The organism is Mycobacterium sp. NPDC049093 (assembly GCF_040704635.1).
Taxonomy (GTDB): Bacteria; Actinomycetota; Actinomycetes; order Mycobacteriales; family Mycobacteriaceae; genus Mycobacterium.
In genome coordinates, this window is the sequence record NZ_JBEZJS010000002.1 from 600,788 (window position 1) to 625,036 (window position 24,249).

At 68.1% G+C, this 24,249-nt stretch carries 25 protein-coding genes; 10 read left to right on the forward strand and 15 right to left on the reverse strand.

The genetic code is table 11. The features are described from left to right. Nucleotides 1–2: 2 nt before the first annotated feature. Complete coding sequence (locus tag AB0876_RS08375; protein ID WP_526041699.1) at nt 3–1,262, reverse strand: acyl-CoA dehydrogenase family protein; 1,260 nt, start codon at nt 1,260–1,262, stop codon at nt 3–5. Further along, nucleotides 1,255–2,457 carry an acyl-CoA dehydrogenase family protein gene (locus tag AB0876_RS08380; protein WP_526041700.1) on the reverse strand — a complete coding sequence of 401 codons (1,203 nt, stop codon included), beginning with the start codon at nt 2,455–2,457 and terminating at the stop codon, nt 1,255–1,257. The genes AB0876_RS08375 and AB0876_RS08380 overlap by 8 nt, the downstream gene beginning before the upstream one ends. Before the next feature lie 59 nt (nt 2,458–2,516). On the opposite strand from AB0876_RS08380, the gene AB0876_RS08385 reads away from it, so the two are divergent. Beyond that, a complete protein-coding gene (locus AB0876_RS08385) occupies nt 2,517–3,653 on the forward strand; it encodes an FAD-dependent oxidoreductase (RefSeq protein WP_526041701.1) in 1,137 nt (378 codons plus the stop codon). Here the strand turns inward: AB0876_RS08385 and AB0876_RS08390 are convergent. From AB0876_RS08390 to AB0876_RS08400, 3 genes are all read right to left on the reverse strand, one after another. Next, nucleotides 3,629–4,039, reverse strand: coding sequence for a cupin domain-containing protein (locus AB0876_RS08390; protein WP_526041702.1), 411 nt, complete (start codon nt 4,037–4,039; stop codon nt 3,629–3,631). The two genes, AB0876_RS08385 and AB0876_RS08390, sit on opposite strands and share 25 nt — an antisense overlap. An 82-nt stretch (nt 4,040–4,121) precedes the next feature. Next, nucleotides 4,122–5,339, reverse strand: a complete 1,218-nt coding sequence (locus tag AB0876_RS08395; protein ID WP_526041930.1) for an alpha/beta hydrolase — start codon at nt 5,337–5,339, stop codon at nt 4,122–4,124. Nucleotides 5,340–5,467: 128 nt separating this feature from the next. Further along, entirely contained in the window at nt 5,468–6,346 is an 879-nt protein-coding gene (locus AB0876_RS08400; RefSeq protein WP_526041703.1) for a helix-turn-helix transcriptional regulator, read from the reverse strand. 74 nt (nt 6,347–6,420) lie between these two features. Here AB0876_RS08400 and AB0876_RS08405 point away from each other — a divergent pair, with 74 nt between their 5' ends. Continuing rightward, nucleotides 6,421–7,014 (forward strand): class I SAM-dependent methyltransferase, encoded by a 594-nt coding sequence (locus AB0876_RS08405; protein ID WP_526041704.1) that lies wholly within the window; start codon nt 6,421–6,423, stop codon nt 7,012–7,014. Here the strand turns inward: AB0876_RS08405 and AB0876_RS08410 are convergent. The 4 genes from AB0876_RS08410 to AB0876_RS08425 all read right to left on the reverse strand — a co-directional run bounded on the left by AB0876_RS08410 (nt 6,998) and on the right by AB0876_RS08425 (nt 11,762). Further along, complete coding sequence (locus AB0876_RS08410; protein ID WP_526041931.1) at nt 6,998–8,809, reverse strand: CocE/NonD family hydrolase; 1,812 nt, start codon at nt 8,807–8,809, stop codon at nt 6,998–7,000. The two genes, AB0876_RS08405 and AB0876_RS08410, sit on opposite strands and share 17 nt — an antisense overlap. 179 nt (nt 8,810–8,988) lie before the next feature. After that, complete coding sequence (locus AB0876_RS08415; protein WP_491839541.1) at nt 8,989–9,387, reverse strand: heme-binding protein; 399 nt, start codon at nt 9,385–9,387, stop codon at nt 8,989–8,991. Nucleotides 9,388–9,690: 303 nt separating this feature from the next. Beyond that, nucleotides 9,691–10,155 carry a DUF4383 domain-containing protein gene (locus AB0876_RS08420; RefSeq protein ID WP_526041705.1) on the reverse strand — a complete coding sequence of 155 codons (465 nt, stop codon included), beginning with the start codon at nt 10,153–10,155 and terminating at the stop codon, nt 9,691–9,693. Nucleotides 10,156–10,214: 59 nt separating this feature from the next. Beyond that, nucleotides 10,215–11,762 (reverse strand): acyl-CoA carboxylase subunit beta, encoded by a 1,548-nt coding sequence (locus tag AB0876_RS08425; protein WP_526041706.1) that lies wholly within the window; start codon nt 11,760–11,762, stop codon nt 10,215–10,217. A 49-nt stretch (nt 11,763–11,811) separates the two neighbouring features. Here AB0876_RS08425 and AB0876_RS08430 point away from each other — a divergent pair, with 49 nt between their 5' ends. Beyond that, nucleotides 11,812–12,255, forward strand: a complete 444-nt coding sequence (locus tag AB0876_RS08430) for a PPOX class F420-dependent oxidoreductase (protein ID WP_491839700.1) — start codon at nt 11,812–11,814, stop codon at nt 12,253–12,255. Nucleotides 12,256–12,270: 15 nt separating this feature from the next. Here AB0876_RS08430 and lipE read toward each other — a convergent pair whose 3' ends face one another. The 5 genes from lipE to AB0876_RS08455 are packed head-to-tail and all read right to left on the reverse strand — an operon-like array spanning nt 12,271 to nt 15,708. Then, nucleotides 12,271–13,506, reverse strand: a complete 1,236-nt coding sequence (gene lipE, locus AB0876_RS08435; RefSeq protein WP_526041707.1) for a lipase LipE — start codon at nt 13,504–13,506, stop codon at nt 12,271–12,273. Further along, nucleotides 13,503–13,988: a peroxynitrite isomerase gene (locus tag AB0876_RS08440; RefSeq protein ID WP_491839545.1), complete on the reverse strand. Its 486-nt coding sequence runs from the start codon at nt 13,986–13,988 to the stop codon at nt 13,503–13,505. The genes lipE and AB0876_RS08440 overlap by 4 nt, the downstream gene beginning before the upstream one ends. 56 nt (nt 13,989–14,044) lie before the next feature. Then, nucleotides 14,045–14,680: an SRPBCC family protein gene (locus AB0876_RS08445; RefSeq protein ID WP_526041708.1), complete on the reverse strand. Its 636-nt coding sequence runs from the start codon at nt 14,678–14,680 to the stop codon at nt 14,045–14,047. Continuing rightward, a complete protein-coding gene (locus tag AB0876_RS08450; protein WP_526041709.1) occupies nt 14,677–15,030 on the reverse strand; it encodes an ArsR/SmtB family transcription factor in 354 nt (117 codons plus the stop codon). The genes AB0876_RS08445 and AB0876_RS08450 overlap by 4 nt, the downstream gene beginning before the upstream one ends. Nucleotides 15,031–15,075: 45 nt before the next feature. Then, entirely contained in the window at nt 15,076–15,708 is a 633-nt protein-coding gene (locus tag AB0876_RS08455; RefSeq protein ID WP_526041710.1) for a class I SAM-dependent DNA methyltransferase, read from the reverse strand. Nucleotides 15,709–15,769: 61 nt separating this feature from the next. Here AB0876_RS08455 and AB0876_RS08460 point away from each other — a divergent pair, with 61 nt between their 5' ends. The 5 genes from AB0876_RS08460 to AB0876_RS08480 all read left to right on the forward strand — a co-directional run bounded on the left by AB0876_RS08460 (nt 15,770) and on the right by AB0876_RS08480 (nt 20,278). Then, nucleotides 15,770–16,312: a hypothetical protein gene (locus AB0876_RS08460; protein WP_526041711.1), complete on the forward strand. Its 543-nt coding sequence runs from the start codon at nt 15,770–15,772 to the stop codon at nt 16,310–16,312. A 99-nt stretch (nt 16,313–16,411) separates the two neighbouring features. Then, nucleotides 16,412–17,812: a PepSY domain-containing protein gene (locus tag AB0876_RS08465; RefSeq protein WP_526041712.1), complete on the forward strand. Its 1,401-nt coding sequence runs from the start codon at nt 16,412–16,414 to the stop codon at nt 17,810–17,812. Continuing rightward, nucleotides 17,805–18,308, forward strand: a complete 504-nt coding sequence (locus AB0876_RS08470; protein ID WP_526041713.1) for a copper chaperone PCu(A)C — start codon at nt 17,805–17,807, stop codon at nt 18,306–18,308. Before AB0876_RS08465 ends, AB0876_RS08470 begins: the two co-directional genes overlap by 8 nt. Next, nucleotides 18,301–19,521: a Dyp-type peroxidase gene (locus AB0876_RS08475; RefSeq protein ID WP_526041714.1), complete on the forward strand. Its 1,221-nt coding sequence runs from the start codon at nt 18,301–18,303 to the stop codon at nt 19,519–19,521. The genes AB0876_RS08470 and AB0876_RS08475 overlap by 8 nt, the downstream gene beginning before the upstream one ends. Nucleotides 19,522–19,609: 88 nt before the next feature. Continuing rightward, on the forward strand, nt 19,610–20,278 hold the full coding sequence (locus AB0876_RS08480; RefSeq protein ID WP_055118904.1) for a GNAT family N-acetyltransferase: 669 nt from the start codon (nt 19,610–19,612) through the stop codon (nt 20,276–20,278). A gap of 19 nt (nt 20,279–20,297) precedes the next feature. Here AB0876_RS08480 and AB0876_RS08485 read toward each other — a convergent pair whose 3' ends face one another. Further along, complete coding sequence (locus AB0876_RS08485) at nt 20,298–20,906, reverse strand: TetR/AcrR family transcriptional regulator (protein ID WP_055118902.1); 609 nt, start codon at nt 20,904–20,906, stop codon at nt 20,298–20,300. Nucleotides 20,907–21,024: 118 nt separating this feature from the next. On the opposite strand from AB0876_RS08485, the gene AB0876_RS08490 reads away from it, so the two are divergent. Beyond that, nucleotides 21,025–22,017, forward strand: coding sequence for an NAD-dependent epimerase/dehydratase family protein (locus AB0876_RS08490; RefSeq protein WP_491839546.1), 993 nt, complete (start codon nt 21,025–21,027; stop codon nt 22,015–22,017). Nucleotides 22,018–22,022: 5 nt separating this feature from the next. Next, nucleotides 22,023–24,242 (forward strand): acyl-CoA dehydrogenase family protein, encoded by a 2,220-nt coding sequence (locus AB0876_RS08495; RefSeq protein ID WP_526041932.1) that lies wholly within the window; start codon nt 22,023–22,025, stop codon nt 24,240–24,242. The last annotated feature ends 7 nt before the right edge of the window (nt 24,243–24,249 follow it).

Here is a 24,249-nt window from a genome sequence, read left to right on the forward strand (position 1 = left end):
GATCACTGTGTGCCCGTCGCCACCCACGGGACGCGATCCGCCGGGGCATCGTCGAGCACGAGGTCGGCCACGCGTGACCGATGGGCTTCCGCACTGCCCAACAGGGCGGCATCGGTGGTGGCCCGCTTGAAGTACAGGTGCGCCTGGTGCTCCCAGGTGAACCCGATGCCGCCGTGTACCTGGATGGTGTCCGCCGCGATCTTGGCGAACGCCGCCGACGCGGTGGCCTGCGCAATGCTGGCTGCCAGCGCCGGGTCGTCGGTGCCGTCGGTCAGTGCCCACGCCGCGTGATAGGTCGCCGAGCGGGCATGCTCGAGGTCGACCAGGTCATCCGCCAACCGGTGCTTGACGGCCTGGAACGACCCGATCTGCCTGCCGAACTGAAGCCGCGATTTCGCGTACTCGACGGACAGATCGAGCAGATGCTGTGCGGCTCCGATCTGTTCGGCGGCCAGGAGCGTCGCCGCCACCTGGAACGTGTGGGTGATGATGCGGTCGGCCTCGTCGGGTCCGGCCACCAGTTGGGCGGGAGCCGCGGTCAAGACAATGGTGGCCTGCGGTCGGGTGAGGTCGAGCGTGGTCAGCGGGGTGCGTTGCACTCCCGCGTTCGACGCGTCGACCGCGTACAGGCCGACGCCGCCGGATCCGGCGGCCGCCACCAACAAGGTGTCCGCGGCGTCGCCGTCAACCACGCGTTCGACCGTGCCGGTCAACGTCCCGCCCTCGGCGACAGTCACATTCACCGCGGTGGGATCGAACGCGCCGGCCTGATCCGGCACCGCGAACGCCGCGGTGCGCGTGCCTTCGGTGAGTGCGCCGAGGAGTTCGTCGCGCACCGGGCCGGCCGGGGCTGCGACGAGAGCGGGGACGGCCAGCAACACGGTGCCGAAGACCGGTCCGCAGGCCAGCGCCGCCCCGAGTTCCTCGACCGCGATGGCCTGGTCGACGAGGGTGCCGCCGGCTCCGCCGTCGGCCTCGGGAACCGCCAGGCCGAGGACGCCGAGTTCGGCGCCCAACCGGACCCACACCTTCGGATCGAATCGTGGCTCGGACTCCATGAGCGTCCGCACCGTCGGCTCGGAGAAGTTCTCGGCACAGAACTTTCGGACTGCCGTGCGCAGTTGGGCCTGCTCGTCGGTGAACGCGAACTCAGATTCAGCCACATCTTTGGGCTGATCCGCAAGCTTCTCAACTTGCTCGTCGGGTTGATCCGCAAGCTTCTCAGCCACATCTTTGGGCTGATCCGTAAACTCCTCAGCCACGCGGGATCTCCTTCCACGGCATACCGGCATCGGCGCGCAGATCACCGGGCAGCCCTAGGATCCGTTCGCCGAGAATGTTGCGCATCACCTCTGAGGTGCCGCCTTCGATGGTGTTGGCCTTGCTGCGCAGGAAGCGCTGCTGGAGAGGCCCGCGCCAGTCCTTGCCGTCCTGCTCGTCGTCCCGGTCACCCGTCCCGTAGCCGTGATACATGATCCCCTCGGGCCCAAGCAGATCCATGCACCACTGGTAGATGTGCTGGTTGAGCTCGGCGCCGACGAGCTTGCCGATCGAGCCTTCAGGCCCCGGTCCTCCGACGGTGGCAGCCGCCCGGGACCGCTCGGCGGTCAGCCGTTGGGCCTCCGAACGCAGCCAGAGCTGGCTCAGCCGGTCCCGGAGCACCGGAGTCCGCAGGTCCGGGCGTGATGCCCACAGCGCCACGGCATCCGAGATGGTCCCGGCTCCGCGCCGATTGCCGCTGCCACCGAGCGCGCTGCGCTCGTTCATCAGGGTGGTCATCGCGACGTTCCAGCCGTTGCCCACTGCGCCGAGCCGGTGCGCATCGGGGATGCGGGCGTCGGTGATGTACACCTCGTTGAACTCGGCCTGGCCGGTCATCTGTCGCAGCGGCCTGGTCTCGACGCCTGGACCGTGCATGTCCAGCACGAAGTACGTCAGGCCCTTGTGTTTGGGCACATCGGGATTCGTACGGGCCAGCAGCAGACCCCAGCGGGCACGGTGCGCCAGACTGGTCCACACCTTCTGCCCGTTCAGCACCCATTCGTCGCCGTCGGGCACCGCCGACGTGGCCAGCCCGGCCAGATCCGATCCTGCGCCAGGCTCGGAGAACAACTGGCACCAGATGTGTTCAGTGCTGGCCAGCGGCCGCAGCCAGGATTTCTTGAGCTTGTCGGACTGGGCATGCTCGCGCACCGTGGGTGCGGCCATGCCGTAGCCCATCGGGTTCAGGCTCAGCGGGATGGGCCCGCCGGCGCCCTGCAGGATGCGGTCGGCCACGGCCTGCAGACCACGTGACACCCCGAGACCGCCGAGGCCCTCGGGGAAGTGCACCCAGGACAGGCCCGCGTCGTAACAGGCGGCCAGGTACTCCGGGATCGGGACTTTCTTGGGGTCGTGGTCGGCCACGACCCGGCGGGCGAGGTCGGCGACCCGGTCCGCATCAGCGACGCTGCTCATCCAGCCACGATAGGGAAAGGGGTCTGCCGTCCTGCAGGCGGGCGGTAGCGTCCACGGGCGTGGACCGAAAGCGCGTGGTGATTGCGGGGCTCGGCGATACCGGAGTGCTCACCGCGATCCGCTTGGCGCGTCGCTTCGACGTCGTCGGCATCTCGGTCAACCCCGGTCTGGTCAGCGGTCAGGAACTGGGCACCCGGTTGGCCCGGCCCGAAGACTGGGCACGCAACTACTGGATCGGCTTCGACCGGTTCCGCGAACTCGACCGGGTCCGCACCGTGCACGGCACGTTGGCCGGTGTCGACCTTTCGGCACGCACGGTCAGCGTGCGAGACGCCGACGGGAACGAGCAGGTGGAACCCTATGACGCGCTGGTCATCTCGACCGGTGTGACGAACGGCTTCTGGCGGCAGGCGGTGCTGCAGTCGGTCGGCGATGTCGATGCTGGGCTGAGGACTGCGCACGAACGGTTGGGTTCGGCACGTTCGGTTGCCGTCATCGGTGGTGGCGCAGCGGCGGCCAGCAGTGCGGCCAATATCGCCGTTCGGTGGCCGGGTACCCGGGTGGGGCTGTACTACCCGGGCGAACATCCTCTGCCGCAGCACCATTGGCGGGCCCGGAAGCGGGTCGAAGACAGGCTGGCCGCAGCGGGCGTGACCCTGAACCCCGGGCATCGAGCCGTGGTACCGGAAGGCTTCGAGTGCGCGGCCATCACCTCCGAACCGGTCCACTGGGCCACGGGCCAACCGTCGGTGCAGGCCGATGCGGTGCTGTGGGCCATCGGCCGGGTCCGGCCAAACACGGACTGGCTGCCGGCGGACGTCCTCGACGAGCGCAGGTTCGTTCGGGTGACACCGGAACTGCGGGTGCCGGGACACGATGGCGTATTCGCTGTCGGCGATGTCGCGGCCACCGACCCGCTGCGTTCCTCGGCCCGAAACCGGGCCGACGGCCTGCTGGCCCGAAACGTGACCGCCTACTTCACCGGCGGCACGATGCGCACCTACCGTCCGCCGTCCAGCCGGTGGGGCTCGGTGCTCGGAGTGCAGCCCGACGGCCTGGAGGTGTTCGCTCCCAACGGATTTGCCTTCCGGTTCCCGTCCTGGTCGATCGAACGGGTGCTCCAGCCATGGATCGTCCGCCGCGGCATCTACCGTGGCGTGCGGCCGGGGGATCAATACATCGTCACCAACGGCTGATCTACGGGCACCACGTAGGTGGACAGCATCAAGGTCCGCACCGTGCCGACGTTGTGGGCGTTGTGCACGACGCCGGCCGGGATGAGGAACGGGTCGCCCGAATGCAGGTGCTGGGTCGGCCGATCGTCGAAGACCATGTCGACGTCGCCCTGGACGATGTAACCCACCTCAGGACCGGGGTGGCTGTGGCGGCCCGACTCCTTGCCCACCGGGATTTCGAAGCGGGTCTGGACGATCTCGAAACCCGGTGTGGGAGCCGCAGAACGCTGAAGTTCGGTGCGGGAGACCCCGGCAGTCGGATCGTCGGCGAGCGCGGTCGGAGCGGTGAGGGTGGCGGCCGTGGCGATCGACGCGAAGGCGGCCAGGGCGAGGCGGGTGCGTGTCATGTCTCCATGACAGTCGTATCAGACCATCAAGTCCAACGATGGTTTTAGATGGAAGTCATCTGTATCGGTGATGTGTCGTGGCTCAGGCCCGGGGCAGCGCGACGGGAATGGTCTGCAGGCCGGGGCTCACCGGGGCCGCCGGTGCGGGAGCAACTCCGGGCACCCCGGCGACCCGAGGCACGGCGGCTACACCGGGCACCTGGCCGGGTATGGCGGGTGCAGCGGGTGCTGCAGCGACGCCGGGCACCTGAGCGACCTGGCCGGGCACTTGAGCGACCTGGCCGGGCAGGGTAGGAGCTACCTGGCCGGGCACAGCCGGTGGGGCCTGACCCGGCACGGCCGGAGCCGGAGCAGCCGGAGCGGGCGGAGCAGCGGCCGCCGCAGCGTTCTGACTGAGCACCCTCAGCATGTCGGGCTTCATCTGCTGCAGTTGGGCTCCCCAGTAGTTCCACCCGTGGGTCCCGTTGGGAGGGAACTCGAACTTCGCATTGCGCCCGCCCGCAGCCACGTACTTCTGCTGGAACTCCTTGTTGGAGTTGATCGTGATGTTCTCCAGGAACTGCGCGCTGTACAGGGTGCCGAAGTTGCCGCCGGGGTCGTCGAGTTCGGAAGGAACACCGTTACCGCAGTACACCCAGATCGCGGTGTTGTTGGCCACGAGCCGGTTGATGTTGACCGTCGGGTCGTTGCGACGCCAGGCCGGATCACTGGAGATGCCCCACATGTCGGTGGGGTTGTACCCACCGGCGTCCTTCATCGCGAAGCCGATCATCGTGGGCCACAGGCCTTGTGACGGATTCAGGAAGCCGGACAGGGCGCCGGCGAAGATGAACTGGGCTGGATGCCAGATCGCCAGGTTCAGTGCCGCGCCACCGGACATCGACAGCCCGACGACGGCATTGCCGGTCGGCGCGACCTCGCGTTTGGCAGCCAGGTAGGCCGGAAGTTCCTGGGTGAGGAAGGTTTCCCACTTGTAGGTGGTGGTGCCCGCACTGCCGGCCGCGGGGCGGTACCAGTCGCTGTAGAAGCTGGACTGCCCTCCGACGGGCATGACGACCGAGATGCCCGACTTGTAGAACCACTCGAACGCGGCGGTATTGATGTCCCAACCGTTGTTGTCATCCTGGGCGCGCAGGCCATCGAGCAGGTACAGCGCCTGTGGCCCGCCGCCCTGGAACTGAACGGTGATATCGCGGCCCATCGCGGCCGACGGCACCTGCAGGCGTTCCACGGGCAGGCCGTCGCGCGAATACGCCGCGGCGGTCGGCGTCGGCGCAGCCATCACCAGTGCCGGCAACATCAACCCTGAAATCGCCGCAGCCGCCACGCGGCGCGACACCCGACCGAAGTTTTTCAGTCTCACACCGGCACGCTAACAACGCCTGAGCTGCGACTACCGGGGCCGCGCCCGGCGTAACCCCTCTGTTATCAAGGTGATTCGGTTCTGATGCCGGCAGAGCCCGGCCGTCGCCACTCGCGTGGTGACACGCCGTGTGTCCGGCGGAACTGGCGGCTGAAGTATCCAGGGTCGGCTACACCCACCCGCATGGCGACCTCGGCGACAGGCAGCTCCGTCTCGCCCAACAGCTCGCGTGCCAGGCTCATCCTGCGCTCGTTGATCCACTCACCGACCGTGCGACCGGTCCGTCGCCGCACCAGCGTGGTGAGATGACCCGCTGTCATCCCGACCTCGTCGGCGACATCGCTGAGCGACAGGGGCTCGGACAACCGGCGGTCGATCACCGAGAAGACCTCGGCCAGCAACGGCTCTCCGCTGCGCCGCAGGTCGCTCACGACGTCGTCGGCGAGTCGGGCCAGATCGATGAGCAGCAGGGTCAGATGGGCCAACGCCGCTTGGCGGTAGCCTGCACGCCGGGCGGCCAGCTCCTCCTCGATGAACCGGATGGTGTTGTCCCACAGTGGCTGTCGATCCGCCCGAACCTGCAACTGCAGCAGCCCGCCGGACCGGCCGTGGAGGAACGGGAACAGCAGGGGATGAGCCTGCCAGCTGGGCCAGGGCGATGCGGCGTCGTGCCCCAGCGCAGCGGGGTCAAAGAACACGCCGATGCCGTCGGCCTCGGCGGTCAGCGGCCGTGGGTCGATCACCTCACCTGCCGCGACCACGTAGATGACCCCGTCGGTCGGTACGTACCAGAGCACCGGGAAGTCGTGGATGTGCGGCCGGTGTTCGGGGAGTTCGGCACGCCGGCCACGGGTCACCGACACCGGCGGTGCATCGCGGTCGGTCCAATATCGGTAGACCGGGACACCATCGCGGTGGCGAACCAATCGGGACGCGTCGGACACAATGCCAAAGATAATCCTGATATCGCCAATCTTCACTCAACTATTCCTGCCCAGAACGCTGGACCATGGAAAGCATGACCGAACATCGTCCATATTTGTTGAAGAACCGGCATGACTACGTGCCTGCAGCCGGCCGTGACGCGTTCCTGCCCGGTTACGACCTGCTGACCCGGGTCCTGGGGATGGGCCCCGCCTATCGGGAACTGGTCACCCAGGCCGGACCGGCAGCCGGCCGGCGGGTCGTCGAAATAGGCTGCGGTACCGGAAATCTCACTGTCCGCGTCAAGAAAGCCTGTCCCACCGCCGATATCGTCGCCACCGACCCCGACCCACGGGCACTGCAGCGGGCGCAGCGAAAGGCGAAGGGGATGACCGGTATCCGCTTCGAGCGTGCCTACGCCCAGGAACTGCCCTTCGCTGACGCCCGGTTTGACCTGGCCCTGTCCTCGATGATGCTGCACCACGTGGACGAGGCGACCAAGGCGGCCGCTGCCGCCGAAGTGTTTCGGGTCCTGCGGCCCGGCGGCGTATTACACGTCGTCGACGTGCGCGGCGACGCTCTGCCGCACCTGTTCGAGACGGCCGGATTCGCTTGCGCGGTAGTGGGCTACGGGCACATCCGCCTGGCCGGCAAGCTTACGTACCTCCGCGCTACTCGTCCGGCGTGAACGCGGCGGGCTCGGCCAACGAGATGAGCAGACTTGACGGTGCGTCGCCGCCCTGACGGATTCGGTACGTTCCGGCGACCAGTGCCTCCCGCGCGGGCTGCGTGGGGACGAGGTGCGGGAAGTCGTAGGTGGTCAGGGTCAGCCGCAACCGGTGGCCCGGTTCGATCGACGCGGCGGTGGGGAAGATCTCCAGGTCATACCGAGTGAGCTCGCCACGTACGACCGGTTCGGTGGCGGCGCGGGTGCTGATGTGATGCGCCCGGAGCACTTCTCCTTCTGGCCCATCCGACGTAAACCAGGTCTTGTCCGGATCCAGGGCCCGATGCGAGCCGAGCAGTGCACCCTGGGTCAGCGGCCGACTGGCCCCGTCCGGGGCGACGTCGTCGAGATGGGCCACCCACAGGGTCTCGGTCGTGTCAGCCGTCGCGTGCACGGTCAGAGTGACCGGACCTGCGATCAGCCGGGTTTCGCTGAACTCTTCTGTGGTGTAGGTCAGGGCCTCACGCTGCAGGCGACGGTTGTCCAGGTCGTAGCGGATGCGCCGTCCCGTCTGCGCGGCCATGAAACTGCCCATACCCAGCGTCCACTGTTCGAGGCTGCGGCCGGATATGGGCCCACGGACCGCATAGCGCAGGACGGCGTCGGTCTGCTCGGCAGTCGGCTCGGTGACGAGGTGCCCGCCCTCGGCCAGGTACAGCCGGGTCGGCGTGGCTTCAGGGAACGGATAATCCTCTGCCTGAAACCATTTCGAGCTGCCGATGGCCTGGAACCGGATGGGAGGGCCGGTCACCTCGGCGTCGGCGTCGTCCTTGAGCCAGCGGTCGAACCAGCGGAGTTGCAACGCATGGACGTGCAACCCGTCCATGTCCGAGACGTGGTACCAGGGCCCCATCATCAATTGCACCCGGTCCGAGAGCGGCTGGCCGGGCTCCATGGGAGCGTTGGGTGGCCGGCCGGTGTAGGCGTTCTGCAGTGCGGTGTAGTTCAGCGGAGCGCCGCGCTGGAAAGCGTCGTGCCAGCCGCCGATCAGGAACACGGCGACCTTGTTCTTCGCAATGTCGGGCAATACGTCCGACGCCCGCATGGTGTCCCAGAACGGCCCGTCGAACGCGGTGTCCCCACCGGCGGTGGCGTCGCCGATCATGGTCTTGAAGTATTGCCGCTGGTCACGTCCGCGTTGGCGCACCGCGGCCAGGCCGCCGGCGCGCGGCCGTTCGTGAGTGCCGCGTTTGGCGAACTCCAGCACCGGGTTGACGACGTTCAGCAGTGAATAGACAGCCCCGTAGGCGCGCACCGTGCGCATGTGCGGCACGCCGCCCATGGTGACGACATCGCGGTAGAAGTCATTGCCCGCCATCACCGGGAAGATCGCCTTCAACGGTGAGTCGGGACCGACCGCTGCGGCGGTGAGGAGCTGGTTGATGGCCAGGTACGAGATGCCGAACATTCCGACCCTGCCATTGGAATTCGGCAGCGTCGCAGCCCAATTCACCAGGTCGACGCCGTCCTGGACCTGCACGGCACCCAGCATCTCGAACGATCCGCCCGAGGCTCCGGTGCCCCGCACGTCGGCCATCACCTCGATGTAGCCGCGCCGGATCAGATACGGGGTGGCCCCGCCGCCGATCTGGGCGGCCGGCGGCGGGGCCTTCTTGCCGTAGGGGGTGATGGACAACAGCACCGGGAACGGTCCCGGTGCCGGCGCCCCGGTCTCGGGAATCGTCGGATAGTGGATGTCGGCCCGCAGCACGGTGCCGTCGGAAGCGCGGATCGCGACGTTGTGGTGGACGCCGATCCCAAAGCGAGCCGGCGGTGGTGTCCAGGCCGGTTCCAGCGGAGACGGGTTGCGCTTACGGATGTGGGTCGTCGTTTGCCCGGCCACCTTCCTGCCGCGGTTGCCTCGGACCACCTGCCACGGGTTCGCCATCCGTCCTCCTTGACGTGTGTGGGCTTACCTCCACGCTATCCAGTGGACTACCCGGCCATGAACTCCGAGTAGGCCGAGGCCAGTTCGGGGGAGAGCGCCGTGACGTTGCACGCACGCTGCGTGTCCCCGATGGGGGCCAAGATGCCGCGCAGGTCGTTGTACTCCTGCGGGTTGGCGGTGAAGTAGCCGCGCAGCGTGGCCGCGGCCTGCGGACGCGGCTGGGTGAACGCGGCGCTTACCGCCTGGTTGGCACCTGGGTGACTGTCCAGGTAAGCGCGAGCGGCGCCCGTGGTGCTGCTGACGGTGCCCGCCACTCCGCTGGCGCTGCAGTCGGGTGCGGCGGCTGCACTCGGTGCGCCGATCATTGCGGCGGCGACGCCGCCGAGCAGGCCCGCGGCACAAGCGCCGGCAATTCCGCGGCGCGCGGTGATACCAGTGAATTTCATGATCATTTTCCTTCGGGATTCTGGGATTCTCATTGGTTCGCGATCCGTGATCGCTCTCCCCGGCCCGAATTCGAAAGTAACCGCATCGGCGTCGAGCAAAACCTCTGCGCTGTGAAACAGCTGTGACAGGTGTGGATGTGTTACGGCAGGCGGCCGTGAATTACGCCTCAATATCACCCAATTGGGTCCGATGATCTTGAAATGTCTCAGAGACCGGACGCCATTCTTAATTGATCGTGATGTGCGGCTACGGGTGTAGTAACCGAATCGTTATCCGGGAGGCCTCCAGCAAACCGCTGAGGTTTACCGCTTGAGCGTTAGCCCGGCAAGCGAGTTTCGCAGTCCTCCATCGCGGTAGATCTGCACACCGGCCACGGACAGCATCACCGCGGCCGTTGCCAGGTGCACGATCGCATCCGTGGTGTTGTTGGGGAAGGCGAATATCACGGCCACCTGATTGGAGAAGAACGCCCAGATTCCGGGCAGCGCCCCGGCCACCGCGGCCAGCAGGAGATAGAGCACGGCCCACGATTTTCGCCAACACAGCACCAGGCCCGGGCCGAACAACGCCAGGCCGGCCACCGCATGCCAACCGTTGTAATCCATCCCCAGAATCGGTGTCGTCGGCGCATCCGGTCCGATGGCGAAACTCGGCTCGGCAATGAACCCGATGATTGCCTGGACGACGTGAAACAGCGAGATGATCAGCAGTCCCCATTGTGCGAAACTCCACTGCCGACCCCGCACGCGAGGAGGACTATTGGACACAGTCCGGACGTTACGTCTACTACAGCGTGTAGTCAACGGTTCGGGCCTGTGGTTGACGGTCACCAGGTGTCGACGAACCGCGCACGGGGTGAGGGGCGTTCATGCTGCGCGGCCGCGGCGAGCGTGGCCGCGATCAGTCCCCGCGTTTCGGCCGGGTCGACGACGTCGTCGATCTCGAACAACGATGCGGAGTTGAGCGCCCGCGCATTCTCTTCGGCGGCCGCGGTGGCGGCCCGCACGGCCTGCTCGCGTTCGTCGTCGTCGGCGATGGCTTCCAGTTCCTTGCGTAGACCCAGGCGGACGGCGCCCTCCAATCCCATCGGACCCAGGTGGGCACCCGGCCACGCGACGGTCAGCAGCGGTTCGTGGAGGCTTCCGCCGCACATCGCCTGTGCCCCAAGGCCGTAACCGCGCCGCAGGATCACTGCGACCAACGGCACCGTGAGCGCTGCCCCGGCCACCAGCATCCGGGAACCGCGCCGCACCAGGGCTTCGGCTTCGGCTGCCGGGCCGACCATGTAGCCCGGACAGTCGACCAGCGACACCACCGGCAGGCCGAATGCGTTGCACAGCTGCAGGAACCGGGCGGCCTTGTCGGAGGCCGCAGCGGTGATGGCACCGGCCATCACCATGGTGTTGTTGGCGATGACGCCCACGGGCCTGCCGTCGATGCGGGCCAGCGCCGTCACCATCTCCGGGGCGAACTTCTCGCGCAGAAAGGTCACCGATCCGGCGTCGGCCAGTGTCTCGATGATCGGCGCCACCGGGTAGGCGCGTCGCGCCCGCTCGGGAATCATTGTGCGCAGCGCGGTTTGATCGGCAACGGGGCCAGGCCCGACCGGTCCGGTGAAGTAGCCCATCAGCTTCCGGGTGGCGGCGACGGCCTGTGCCTCGTCCGCGACCACGACGTCGACGACGCCGTTGGGCGCCTGCACCGAGATCGGGCCGACGTCGTCGGGGGCGACCTCACCCAGCCCGCCGCCGGCGATCATCGCCGGTCCGCCCATTCCGATCGAGCTGTCCTGGGTGGCGACGATCAGGTCGGCGGCCCCCGCGATCACCGCGTTGCCCGCGAAGCACCGGCCCTTGACCACGGCGATGCGGGGCACCAGGCCGGACAGTCCGGCCCACAACGCGAACGCCCGGATCTCCAGCGACGAGACCGTCGGGATGTCGGTGTCACCGGGACGGCCGCCGCCGCCCTCGGCGAAGAACACCGTCGGCAACTTCAGCCGCTCGATGATCTCGAACAGGCGGTCCTTCTTGCGATGGCCGATGGCGCCCTGGGTTCCGGCCAGCACGGTGTAGTCGTACGAGAGCACCGCACATGCGGCGCCGTCGATTCGCGCGGTTCCGGCCAGCAGACCATCGCCGGGGGTGCGTTCGATGAGGTCGTCGGCGCTGCGACGTTGTTTCTGCGCTGCGATCGCGAACCGCCCGTACTCGACGAACGAACCGTCATCGATCAGGTCGGCGATGTTCTCCCGCGCCGTGCGGCCACCGGCGGCGTGACGGCGACCGACCGCGTCGGGCCGGCCGGCGTCCTCCGTCAGCGCCCTCCGGCGCAGCAGTTCGGCGAGATCGTCGCGGACAGCGTCGTCGGGCATCGGCAGGCTCCTGGAATAGCAGGCGTGCGGTCGGCGGTTGCGCACAGATGTGACCGCCACCTCATCTAACCCGCCGTTCGATCCGCATGAACTGTTGGCCGAGGCCCGCCTCGGCGTGTTGGCCACCATCAAGGCTTCGGGTATTCCACAGCTGTCGCCGGTGACACCGTTCTACGACCGGGCCGCCGGCGTCATCTACGTGTCGATGACCGAAGGCCGAGCCAAGACGGTCAACCTGCGCCGCGATCCCCGGGCTGCGCTCGAGGTGACCAGCCCGGACGGCTGGGCCTGGGCCACGGCCGAAGGGCCGGTGACGCTCACCGGCCCGGGGACCGATCCGCACGGCCCCGAGGTCGAGGCGCTCGTCGACTACTACCGCAGCGCGGCAGGGGAGCACCCCGACTGGGACGAGTACCGGTCGGTGATGGTCTCCGACCGTCGGGTCCTGATGACGCTGACCGTCGAGCGGGTGTACGGGGAGAAGCTGCGCTGACCCGGCGAACGAGACTCAGCCGACCGGCATCTCGGCCGCGATCCGGTCCAGCACCGCGGGGTAGCGGTTGGCCTCGCGGTGCGCGCCGGGCTTGCCACTGCTGACGATCGCGGCGGACAGGCTGCGTTGCGGATCGGCCCACACCGCGATGTCGACGAGGCCGGTGTGTCCGAACGCCGAGGGAGTGTTGCGGCCGAACGGCCCGAAGCGTTTTCCACCGAGCATGTAGCCCGTACCCCAGCGCATCGGCTTGAGGCCGGTCGCCACATCGGGACGCATCCGCCGGCAGGGCGCGGTGGCGGCCTGCAGGGTCTCCGGCTTCATGATCCGGACCCCGTCGAGTTCGCCTCCGCGACGCAGGATCTCGGCGAACCGAGACAGTTCGTCGGCGTTGGAGACGGTGGTCGACGACGGGATCACGCTGGTGAGGAACAACGGGGTGTTGCTGAGCGGGATGATCCGGTCCAGTGTCCCGCCCACTGCGGCCCGGAATGCCGCGGCGATCGGCGCGGGCAGCGGCTTACCGGTCACGTGGCTCGGCGCGACCAACGGAACCTCGTCTGCGGCAACGCCGTAATTCGTCCACCGGAAACCCAGCGGGTCGAGGATCTCGTCGGCCAGGATGTCGCGGATGTTGCGACCGGTGGCCGCCGAGACGATCTCGCGGATCAGCGGGCCCCAGGTCAGCCCGTGGTAGATGTGCACCAGGCCCGGCCGGTACACCGGCTTGAGCAGGGCCAGTTGCTCCCGGGTGTACTCGCTGTCGTCGACGCGGGTGACGTCGGGACGCGGACCGGTGTGGATCGGGACTCCGGCGCTGTGGGTCACCACATGCCGGATGGTGGTGCGGTCCTTGCCGTGACTCGTGAAGCTGGGCAGGTAGTCGCAGACCCGGTCGTCGAGGGAGAAGTGCCCCTGCTCGACGAGCATGTGCACCACAGTGGTGCTGATCGCCTTGGCCGCCGAGTAGACGCAGAACGGGGTCGCGGTGGTGACGGGAATCTTCTCGGCGTCCGGTGCGTCGTCGGGTCCGTTGCCCCAGCCGTGGCCGATGGCCCGGTTCAGCACGGTTTTTCCGTTGCGCCGCAAGCACACCTGAATGGCCGGGTGCATGCCGGATCCGTACCAGTACCGGACCGATTCCCAGACGCGCTCGACGGCCTTCGGGTCGATGTCCGAATGATCCTCGTCGCCGATGTCGGTGACCGCGTCGAGGTCGGAGGGGAGGGCGATCTTGCCGTCTGGGCTCATGCGGTCTTCCTGGTCAGGGTGGCGGACAGGTGGTGCTGCAGTGGTTGTCCGACCGCGCCCATCTGCAGGTTGTACGTGAGTTCGTCGCCGACCACCTGGATGGAACGCGACAGTGCCGCAACGTTTTTGGCCGAGGCGGTCAGGCCGATAGTGGTCGCCGCGAGTTGAATGTCGATGCGCCCGTCGACGACGCGGACGGTGCCTTCCTGGATCTCGGTGATGCCGGTCGGATGCGCCAGCACCCATTCGACCCGCCCCGGCGCCGGGACCCGCAGGTATCCGGTCTCGGCGTGCAGCGGGCGACCGTCATCGCGGGCCTTGGTGCGCTGGCTGTAGCTCAGGAACGGCTTGCCGACGTGGCCGAAGGTGATCTCTTCGAGGTATTCGAACGACTCGATCGTCGGATACTCACCAGCCCCGGGACCCGCCCAGGTCCCGAGCAGGGGAGCCAGGGCGGTCAGGTTCGGGTGGAGGTCAGGCACAACGACAGGGTACGGCGGTGCTGTGGCCGCACCCCGTCACGTCGCGTCCGCGCAGGTCAGCCGCCGGTGTACGCCGCGGCGGTGCGATCAGCTGCGGCGCGTGCCTGAGCCGGATCCTCGCCGGCCGCCAGGTCTGCTTGATACCAGAGTTCGCTGGCGGAGGTCATGAATGCGCGGCCCTCGTCGCCGGCCGCCCAGGCGGCACCCTCCTCCGGGGTGATGCGGTCGCCGTCGCCGAGGTATCCGGCAAGCCCGAGAAGTGCGGAATCCCAACCGACTCCGACCGCCCCGGGGCCGAACTGCAACCAGAACTCGTCGTCGTCGCCGGAGTGCATGATGTGGTCCAGCGTGAAAGTGGCGCGGCCCTCGCCGGCCTCGGTGATGGTGACCTCGACCCAACTGGTGGCGCCCATGGCCTCCCACGTGGTCGTGAAGGAGCGGGGCGGTTCGCAGGTCAGCACCTCTCCCGAGGCGTTGCCTTCCAGCTGGAAACGGCCGCCCACCTGCAGGTCGCCGGTGATCGGCAGGAACCAGCGGGGGATCCGCTCGATGTTGGTGCAGGCATCCCACAGATCGGCGGCGTCGGTGGGATAGGTCTGGCTGACGCTCACCACTCGTGCCTCCCGGGCTTCGAACGTCGTGCGGCCCACACTGCGGCGGACCTCGTTGAGCTGTTGTTGGACGTCGATCACTGGGAAGCCTCCTTGTTCGTGGTTCTTCTTCGTTCCCGCTTGCCGCGCGCGATCTCGGTCGCCAGCGCATCCAGGTGCGGTGTCCAGTTGCGCCGGAACCGCTCCAGCCACTGGTCGACCTCACGCAGTGGTGCGGTGTCGACGCTGTACAGCCGACGCGTGCCTTCGGCCCGAACATTGGCGAAGCCGTTGTCCCGCAACACCTTGAGATGTTGCGACACCGCGGGCTGGCTGATCTCGAACTCGGCCCGGATCACCTCGGTGATGGCGCCGGAGGTCAACTCGTCCGCCTGGATGAGCTCCAAGATCCGCCTGCGCACCGGATCTCCGAGGATGTCGAAGGCGTGCACGTGCCCAATCTAGAAGCTAGTACTTATATAAGTCAAGGATGATAATCAGGTGTGCGCGATGACCATGGCCTGGGCTGTGGGCTCGTCGAGCTGCGCCTGACGCGCGCGCTTGGTGGTCGCGTACACGGTGAATCCCGTCGCTTCCAGGGCAGCGCACACCGCGGCGGTGCCATGGCGCAGGAACGTCAGCTCGACGTCCCTGCCGAAGGCGTGGTCATAGACCGCGGGCTCGCCGTCGGTCTGGAAGGCGAGCAACACCCACCCGGGCTCGGTCAGGACCCGGCGGTACTCGGTGAACAGTTCCGGCAGCGCCGCGCCGGGAGTGTGGATGATCGAGTACCAGGCGCACACCGCATCGAAGGTTCCCGGCGTGTACGGAAGGTCGAACATGTCGGCGGTCCGAAACCGCACTTCCGGCCATTGTTGCTCCGCGAGAGACACCATCGCGGCCGAGCCGTCGATTCCTTCGGTCTGCAATCCGCAGCCGGCGAGCTCGGCGGCGGCCTCACCGGGCCCGCAGCCCACATCGAGGGCGGTTCGTCCGCCGGCCCGCGCCACCAGGTCGGCGAAGGACCGCAGAACCGCACGGTCGAAGGGCCGGGATTCGAATTCGCCGGCAAAGGTCCGGGCGTACTCGGGGGCGATCAACTCGTACTGGTCGTATGCCGGGCTACCCACAGGGTCACCCTAGGGCGCCACGGCAGCTGCCCTGCTCAGACTGCACGGTAGGGTTCCGCAGGTGAGCACGTCTGCCGAGCATGCCGCGCGCCTGCGCGGTGGTCTTGTCGGCGCGTGCTCGGCACTGACCGCGACGGTCGCCCATACCGCAGCCGGGGGCATGGCTCCCGCGAGCAGCCCACTGATCGTGCTGCTGTTGCTGTGTGCGGCCCTCGGTGCCGCAGTCGGTGGCGTGAACCCGCAGACGCGCGGGGCCAAGACCGGCCTGCTGATCGCCGGCCTGGGCGCCGGGCAGTTGCTCGGTCACTTCGCCCTGGCAACGGCCGGCGGGCACCATCACGCGGCCTCGTTGCTCAGTGCCCCCATGGTCGGTCTGCACGCCGCTGCCGCGGTGGGGCTCGGCCTGGTCATCGGTCTCGCCGAGTACCTCTACGTGGTGTGCGCCTCGGTGCTGTCCTGGCTACGGATCTTCGCTGCCGCCAGGATCCGCCCGTCGGTCCGTGAGCTCTGGTGGCCTTCGAATGTGGTTGTGGCGCGGCCTGTTCTGCTGCGCACCGGGCTGGGGATGCGGGCGCCGCCGGCGGTGCCCGCCATGGGCAACTAAGGCCCACTCCTTCAGCTGAGCCCGCCGTCCGTGACGGGCTGTTACGCGTTGTGCCCCGTGTGCACCTCTCCACGGGTTCTCCTGAGCGAAAGCATCACCATGACCATCACCCCTGACGATCAACTACGCGAGGAATCCCCTCCGCCCGTCAAACGCCATTCGATCCGCCCGCTTCTGGTGCGGTTGCACTTCTATGCCGGCGTATTCGTCGGACCGTTCATCCTGATCGCGGCCGTCACCGGCCTGCTCTATGCGCTGATCCCGCAGATCGACACATTCGTCAATCGGCACGAGCTGACGGTCGCGCAGGTGGGGACCGAGCGCCTGCCGCTGGCCGACCAGCTCGCCGCGGCCCGCCATGCTCACCCCGAGGGCACGGTGGAGAGCATCCGTCCGCCCGCGGCGCCTGACGAGACCACCCAGATCAGCCTGCTGGTGGGACCGGAGTTCAAGGACATTCCGCCGGACTACTCGCGCACGGTGTTCGTCGACCCGTACACCGGTGAGGTGCGCGGCGCGCTGACCACCTACGGGCAGTGGATGCCGGTGCGGGCCTGGTTCGACGAGTTGCACCGCAACCTGCATCTGGGGGCATTCGGCCGCAACTACAGCGAGCTGGCAGCCAGCTGGATGTGGGTGATCGTGCTGGCCGGGCTGGCGCTGTGGATCATGCGGCGTCGGGAGAACCGCGCGATGCGCGACCTGGTCCTGCCCGACCGCACGACCTCGGGGCGACGACGCACGCTGTCGTGGCACGGTGCGGTCGGCGTGTGGACAGTGGCGGTGCTGCTGGCGCTGTCGGTTTCGGGTATCACCTGGTCCCGGTACGGCGGCGAGACGGTCAATGGCATCCAGGCGCAGCTGAACACCACGGCGCCAGCCGTGGACACCGCGCTCTCCGGAACCGCGGCCGCCCAGCCGGGACATCACGGCAACCACGGCGGCCGGTCCGAGTTGCGCGGCGCCGACACTGTGCTGCACACCGCCGAACAGGCCGGGCTACAAGGCCCGATGTGGATGTACCCGCCGGCCGAAGCCGGTCAGGCCTGGAAAGTGGCCGAGCGCAAACGTGATTGGCCCACGCGCGCCGACGCGATCGCGGTTGACCCCGATACCGGCAAGGTGACCGATCGGGTGAACTTGTCGCAGTGGCCCCTGCTGGCCAAGCTCACCGACTGGACGATCGACGCCCACATGGGCCTGTTGTTCGGGGTTGCCAACCAGATCGTGCTGGCGCTCACCATGGTCGGCCTGATCTCGGTCATCGTGCGCGGTTATCGGATGTGGTGGCAGCGCCGGCCCACTCGAGGTTCGGCCTGGGCGGTGGGTCGCGCACCGCTGCGCGGCACGCTGCGCCAATTGCCGCCCTGGGGCAGCGTGGCCGTGGTTGTCGTCGCCGTCGGCATCGGGTGGGCTCTGCCGTTGTTCGGGCTGAGCCTGCTGGCTTTCCTGTTGGTCGATGTCGCCGTGGCGTGGTGGAAAGGAAGATCAAATGTCTAGGGTTGCAGCTGTTCTGACGGCGACCGGCTTGACCTTGGCGGTCGGGTTGGCGGCCTGCACCGAGAGCCATCGCGAGGAGAAGATGGCCGAGACGGTTCAGGTGAGTGAGCAGTGGGCCAGTGCGGCAGACGGTGGAATGACCGCGGTCTTCGGCACGCTCACGAACACCGGGCACCACGACGCGCGCATCGTCTCGGCGACCTCGCCCGCGGCCGGCACGGTGGAACTGCACGAGGTCGTGAGCGACGGCGGTTCGAAAACCATGCGGCCCAAGGAAGGTGGGCTCGCCATCGTGGCCGGGTCCACGCACGAGTTGGCGCCCGGCGGGGACCACCTGATGCTGATGGACCTGAAGGCTCCGCTGCAACCCGGTGCGGACGTTCCGGTCTCGCTGGTGTTCGAGGACGGCTCGTCGCTTCCGATCACGGCCCAGGTGCGTGATTTCGCCGGGGGTAACGAGAACTATCAGCCGCCGTCACCTCACGGACATGGCTGATCGGTCCCCTCTGTCCGTCAACCGGCGCCGCCTCCTCGCCGGAGGCGCCGCCGCCCTGGCCGGCGGTGCGGTGCTGAACCAGTCCGGTGCGGCCCATTCCGCCACCCTGCGCAACGGTTTCGGGGTCGACGTCGACCCGTTCTACGGACCGCATCAAGGGGGCATCGCCACCGCACCGCAGTCACACGGGCTGTTCGTCGCGTTCGATCTGAACGACGGCGGAAGGCCTGCTGCAGGGCGCACCGAGCGGGAGACCGTCGCCGCGATCCTGCGGTTGTGGACGACGGATGCGTCCCGGTTGACGCAGGGTGCGCCCGCATTGGCCGACACCGAGCCCGAACTCGCCACCCGCCCAGCCAGATTGACCATCACGGTCGGCCTGGGGGTCGGGCTGCTCGACCGGATCGGCGCGGCCGGTGCCCGGCCGCCGTCGGCGCGTGAGTTGCCGGTGTTCGAGGTGGACCGACTCGAACGCCGGTGGTCCGGGGGCGACCTGCTGTTGCAGATCTGTGCCGACGATCCGGTGACGGTGGCCCATGCCAACCGGGTGCTGACCAAGAACGTCCGGTCGATGGCGGCGCCGCGGTGGCGGCAGGCCGGATTCCGCAATGCCCGCGGGGCCGACGTCGGCGGAACCACCATGCGCAACCTGATGGGGCAGGTCGACGGCACCGCGAATCTGGCCGCCGCCGACTTCGACGATCTGGTCTGGATGTCGGGACCGGCACACCCGGGACTTGTCGGTGGCACGTTAATGGTCATCCGGCGCATCGCGATGCACATGGACACCTGGGACGAGCTGGACCGCCAGAGCAAGGAGTTCACCGTCGGCCGCACCCTGGATTCGGGTGCTCCCCTGACCGGCAGCCGTGAGCATGACGAACCGGATTTCGCGTTGACACATAACGGGATTCCGGTCATCCCGCAGAACTCCCACGTCGCGCTGGCCCATCATCGGGGCACCCGCGAGCGGTTCCTGCGTAGGCCCTACAACTACGACGACCCGGCAGAACCCGGCCAGACGTCGAACAGCGGGTTGATCTTCGCGACTTTCCAACGCGACATCGACGAGCAGTTCCTCCCGGTACAACGGCGTCTCGCGAAGTTCGATGCGCTGAACCAGTGGACCACCGCGATCGGGTCGGCGGTGTTCGTGGTGCCCGGCGGAGTGCGGACACCCGACGACTACCTGGGACAGGAGTTGGTCGGCTGAGTTCAGGCCGCCTGGTGCGAGAAATGGACCGACTCTGAGCTGACGATTGCACTGCACAGAGCACGGACCGCTGATCTACGCTCGCGGTATGACCGATCACGACAAAGCCGCGGCGCGGCGCGAAATTGCCGACGCTCTGCTCAACGCCCTGAACCGGCGCCACGAGGTGCTCGACGTGATCGTGGACGCCGACGATCGCGCGGCCGCCGTCGAAGCGGTCGCCCAGCTTCTCGGCACCTCGCACCTCGCGTCGGAGGCCGTGGTGGGGCTGTCGTTCGCGCAGATCACCAAGGATTCGCGACGGGGGATTGCTGCCGAACTCGACGACTTGAACAGCCAGCTCAGCTTCACGGTGTCCGAGCGTCCGGCAGCCTCGGGTGAATCGCTGGAGTTGCGGGCGTTCTCCGCCGATACCGACCGCGACATCTTCGTCGCCCGGACCACTGACGTGGGTGCTTCCGGCGACGGATCGGGTGCCCCGGCGGCCGATGTCGACGACGAGATCCGCGCGGCGCTGCGCCGGGTGGACGCCGAAGAGGCCGCCTGGTTCGTGGCGTTGGAGGGCGACGAGAAGGTCGGCATGGTGTTCGGTGAGCTGACCCACGGCGAGGTCAACGTCCGGATCTGGATCCACCCGGGCTTCCGCAAGCGCGGCTACGGTACCGCCGCCCTGCGCAAGTGCCGCTCGGAGATGGCGACGTACTTTCCTGCCGTGCCGATGGTGGTGCGGGCACCCGGGGCCGAACCTCGGGCCTGAGGGGCCTGACCGTCTGACCTCAGACGGAAGGCGGGCGGAGCAGGCTCGCGACGATGGTGCGCGCCATGGTCTCGGCGCGCTGCCGCGAGTAGCTCTGTCCTTCGGAAAGCACCGGATAGACCACACCGCCGAGCAGCGCATCGGCAGCCGCTGACGCCAGGTCGGGATCGATCTGCTCGGCGAGCAGCCGGGTGCGCACCGAGTCGAGCAGGGGATGGCTGAAACCTGCCCGCAGCCGTGCCGCGGTGTCCTCGTGTTCCAGTGAGGCGGCGGTCAGGATGCGCAGCATGGCGTTGCCGCGTTTCGTGGTCAGGGCCGACGCCAGCGTACGGGCCCAGGAGACCAGGTCCGCGGTGACGTCATCGGTGCGCGGCATGGTGGCCAGGATCTTGTCGGCGTCTTCCAAGAGCACGTCGGCGACCAGTGCGGGCCGGCTCGGCCACCAGCGGTAAATGGTCTGCTTGCCGACCCCGGCTCGGGCAGCGACAGCCTCGATGCTCAGCCCGTCAAAACCCCGCTCCAGCAGAAGTGCGCGGGTGGCCTCGATGATGGCGACCCGCGACTTCTCGCTGCGGCGTCGCGGGGGCTCAGAGTTTGTCGGCACCGCCTCGTCGGCAGTGGGGGTCATCGGCACGTCCTCGTCGGTCCTTTGCAGGGATCTTTACACGGAAAGCTACCCACCGTAGTCTCCCACAAGACGAGACGTAGCGTCTCGTTAATTCGGAGAACGACGAACGCAAGGGCGCATGGCAACAAAGAAACTGGTCATCGGGGCCAGCGGTTTCCTCGGATCGCATGTCGCCAGGCGACTCGTCGAGCGCGGCGAGGATGTTCGGGTACTCATCCGCAACACCAGCTCCACCCGCGGGATCGACGACCTCGACGTGGAGCGGGTCTACGGGGACATCTTCGACCCAGAGTCGGTGCGTGCCGCGATGGATGACTGCGACGTCGTGTACTACTGCGTCGTCGACGCCAGGGCCTGGCTCAGCGACCCGGCCCCGCTGTGGCGAACCAACATCGAAGGGCTGCAAGAGGTTCTGGACGTCGCGGTCGAGGCGGGGCTGAGCAAGTTCGTCTTCACCAGCTCGATCGCCACCATCGGCATCGCCGAATCCGGGCTTGCCACCGAGGATCTGCCGAACAACTGGCTCGACGTCGGCGGCGACTACGTGCACACCAGGGTGCTCGCCGAACAGATGGTGCTGCGCTACGCCCGCGAGCACGGTCTGCCCGCCGTCGCGATGTGTGTGTCCAATACCTATGGACCCGGCGACTGGTTGCCGACACCGCACGGGGGTCTGGTCGCCGCCGCGGTACGGGGCAAGATGCCGTTCTACGTCAAGGGCGCGGCAGCCGAGACCGTCGGCATCGCGGACGCCGCCGAGGCACTGGTCCTGGCCGGTGAGCGCGGCCGGGTCGGCGAACGCTACATCGTGTCCGAACGTTTCATGAGCGCTCAGGAGATCTACCAGACCGCCTGCGCGGCGGTCGATGTCGAGCCGCCCCGGCGTGGGATTCCGGTCCGTGTGCTGGCCGCTGCAGGCGCGGTGGTCGATCCGCTGGCCCGGCTGCGCAAGAAGGAGAACCAGCTCAGCCCGCTGACCGTGCGGCTCATGCACGTGATGTCGCCGATGGATCACGGCAAGGCGGTCCGCGAACTCGGATGGCAGCCGAGGCCGACGACGGAGTCCATCGTCGAAGGCGCCCGCTTCTTCGCCGCCAGGAGGCGCGCATGACCCACGTGTCCATCGCTCTGACCCCGGAGCAACAGCAGCTCAGTCAGGCCGTCGAGCAGTTCGCGGCCCGGCACGCGCCGATCGATGCGACCAGGGCCGGTCTGGACGATCTGGCCGCAGGCCGACCACCATCCTGGTGGGACACATTGGTGGACAACGGCTTCCATGCTGTTCATCTACCGGAATCGGTCGGCGGGCAGGGCGGTGGACTGACGGACATGGCCTGCGTACTGGAGGCTGCGGGCTCAGCGCTGCTGCCGGGGCCGCTGCTCACCACCGCGATCGCCGGGGCCGCGGCGGCCGGCCTGCAAGGCGCGGCCGCATCGACGCTCCTCAAGGAGATCGCCGCGGGCGCACGCGCAGTCGTGCTGTCCGGTGAGCACTCCGCCTTCACGGCTCGACGCGACGGTGACGGGTGGCGCCTGACCGGGTCGTCCGGGCCGGCCCTGGGGATCTGCTCGGCACAGCGTGTCGTGGTGCCCTTCACCGACGAGACGGGCGCCCTGGCCTGGGCAGTGCTGAATCCGGCTGAGGCGCAGGTCGAATCGCGTCGGGGCACCGACCTGACCACCGATCTGGGCATCCTGCACCTGCACGATCTGGCAGTGCCGGCCGGCGCGGTCCTGCCCGGACTGGACGCCGGCCGGGTCAGCGATCTGATCGTCGCATTCACCGCGGCGACAGCAGCCGGCATCACCCAGTGGTGCGTGGACACCGTGACCGAGCACCTACGCACGCGAGAACAGTTCGGCAAGCCGATCGGGACGTTTCAGGCGTTGCAGCACAAGGCGGCGATGCTGCTGGTGAACAGCGCACTGGCGACGGCAGCGGCCTGGGATGCGGTGCGTGCCCTCAACGGATCCGCGGACACCGACCAGCACCGGCTGACCGCCTGCTCGGCCGCGGTGAGAGCGGTCATGCCGGTTCCCGGCCTCGTGCTTGAGACGCTCACCATGCTCGGGGCCATCGGGTACACCTGGGAACACGACCTGCACCTGTACTGGCGCCGGGCCACCAGCCTGGCCGCCTCGATCGGTCCGGTCTCGCGCTGGACCCGCGAGCTCGGCGAGTTGTCGGCCACCGTCGTCCGCGACGTCACGGTTCACCTCGGCGACTCCGATGCCGACTTCCGGGCCCGGGTCGCCGACGTGCTGGACCGTGCACTCACGCTGTCCGACAGCGGTTTCGGAGACCAGGACGATCGCGGTGAGTCCCCCGTGGGAGACCGGCGCAACCTGCTCGCCGACTCCGGACTGATCACTCCGCACTGGCCCGCGCCGTGGGGATGCGACGCGACCGTACGCCAGCAACTCATCGTGGACGAGGAGTTCGGCAAGCGAGCCGGCCTCGTGCGGCCTTCGGTGGGTATCGCCGAATGGATCCTGCCGAGCGTCATCGCGGCCGGAACCCCGGATCTGCAGGACCGTTTCGTGCCCGCGACCCTGCGCGGGGACCTGTCCTGGTGTCAGCTGTTCAGTGAGCCGGGCGCGGGTTCCGACCTGGCCTCCCTGAGTACCCGGGCCGTGCGGGTCGAGGGCGGTTGGCGCATCAACGGGCACAAGATCTGGACGTCGCTCGCACATCGAGCCGACTACGGAGCGCTGCTGGCCCGCACCGATCCGGACGCCCCCAAGCACCGCGGCATCGGTTACTTCATCCTCGACATGCGGTCACCCGGAGTCGAATTCAAGCAGATCACCCAGTCCAGCGGGCGATCCGAATTCAATGAGGTGTTCCTGACCGACGTGCTCGTGCCCGACGAGATGCTGCTCGGGGACCCGACTTCGGGCTGGCAGTTGGCCATCAGCACCATGGCCCACGAACGGGTGGCGATCAGCGGCTACGTCAACATCGACCGGATGGGCGCCCTGCGTGAACTCGTCGCGGTCAGCCCCGATCCCGACCCGGTGCTGCACGCCATCGGCGAGATCGACGCCTACACCAACGCGCTCAAGGCACTGGGGGTCCGCGAGACGCTGCGCCTGCTCGACGGGCAGGCGCCCGGTCCGGCGTCGAGCATCGCCAAGGTGGCCACCAACGTGATGCTGCGCCGTGCGGCCGAACTCACCCTCGGCCTCACCGGACCGCTTGCCCTGGAACAGGACAGCCAACCGGCTGTGGTGGCGCCTTACCTGGACCTTCCCGCCGAGTTGATCGGCGGCGGCACCACCGAGATCCAGCTCAACATCATCGCCCAGCTGATCCTGGGACTACCCCGCAAGTGAGGAGTGA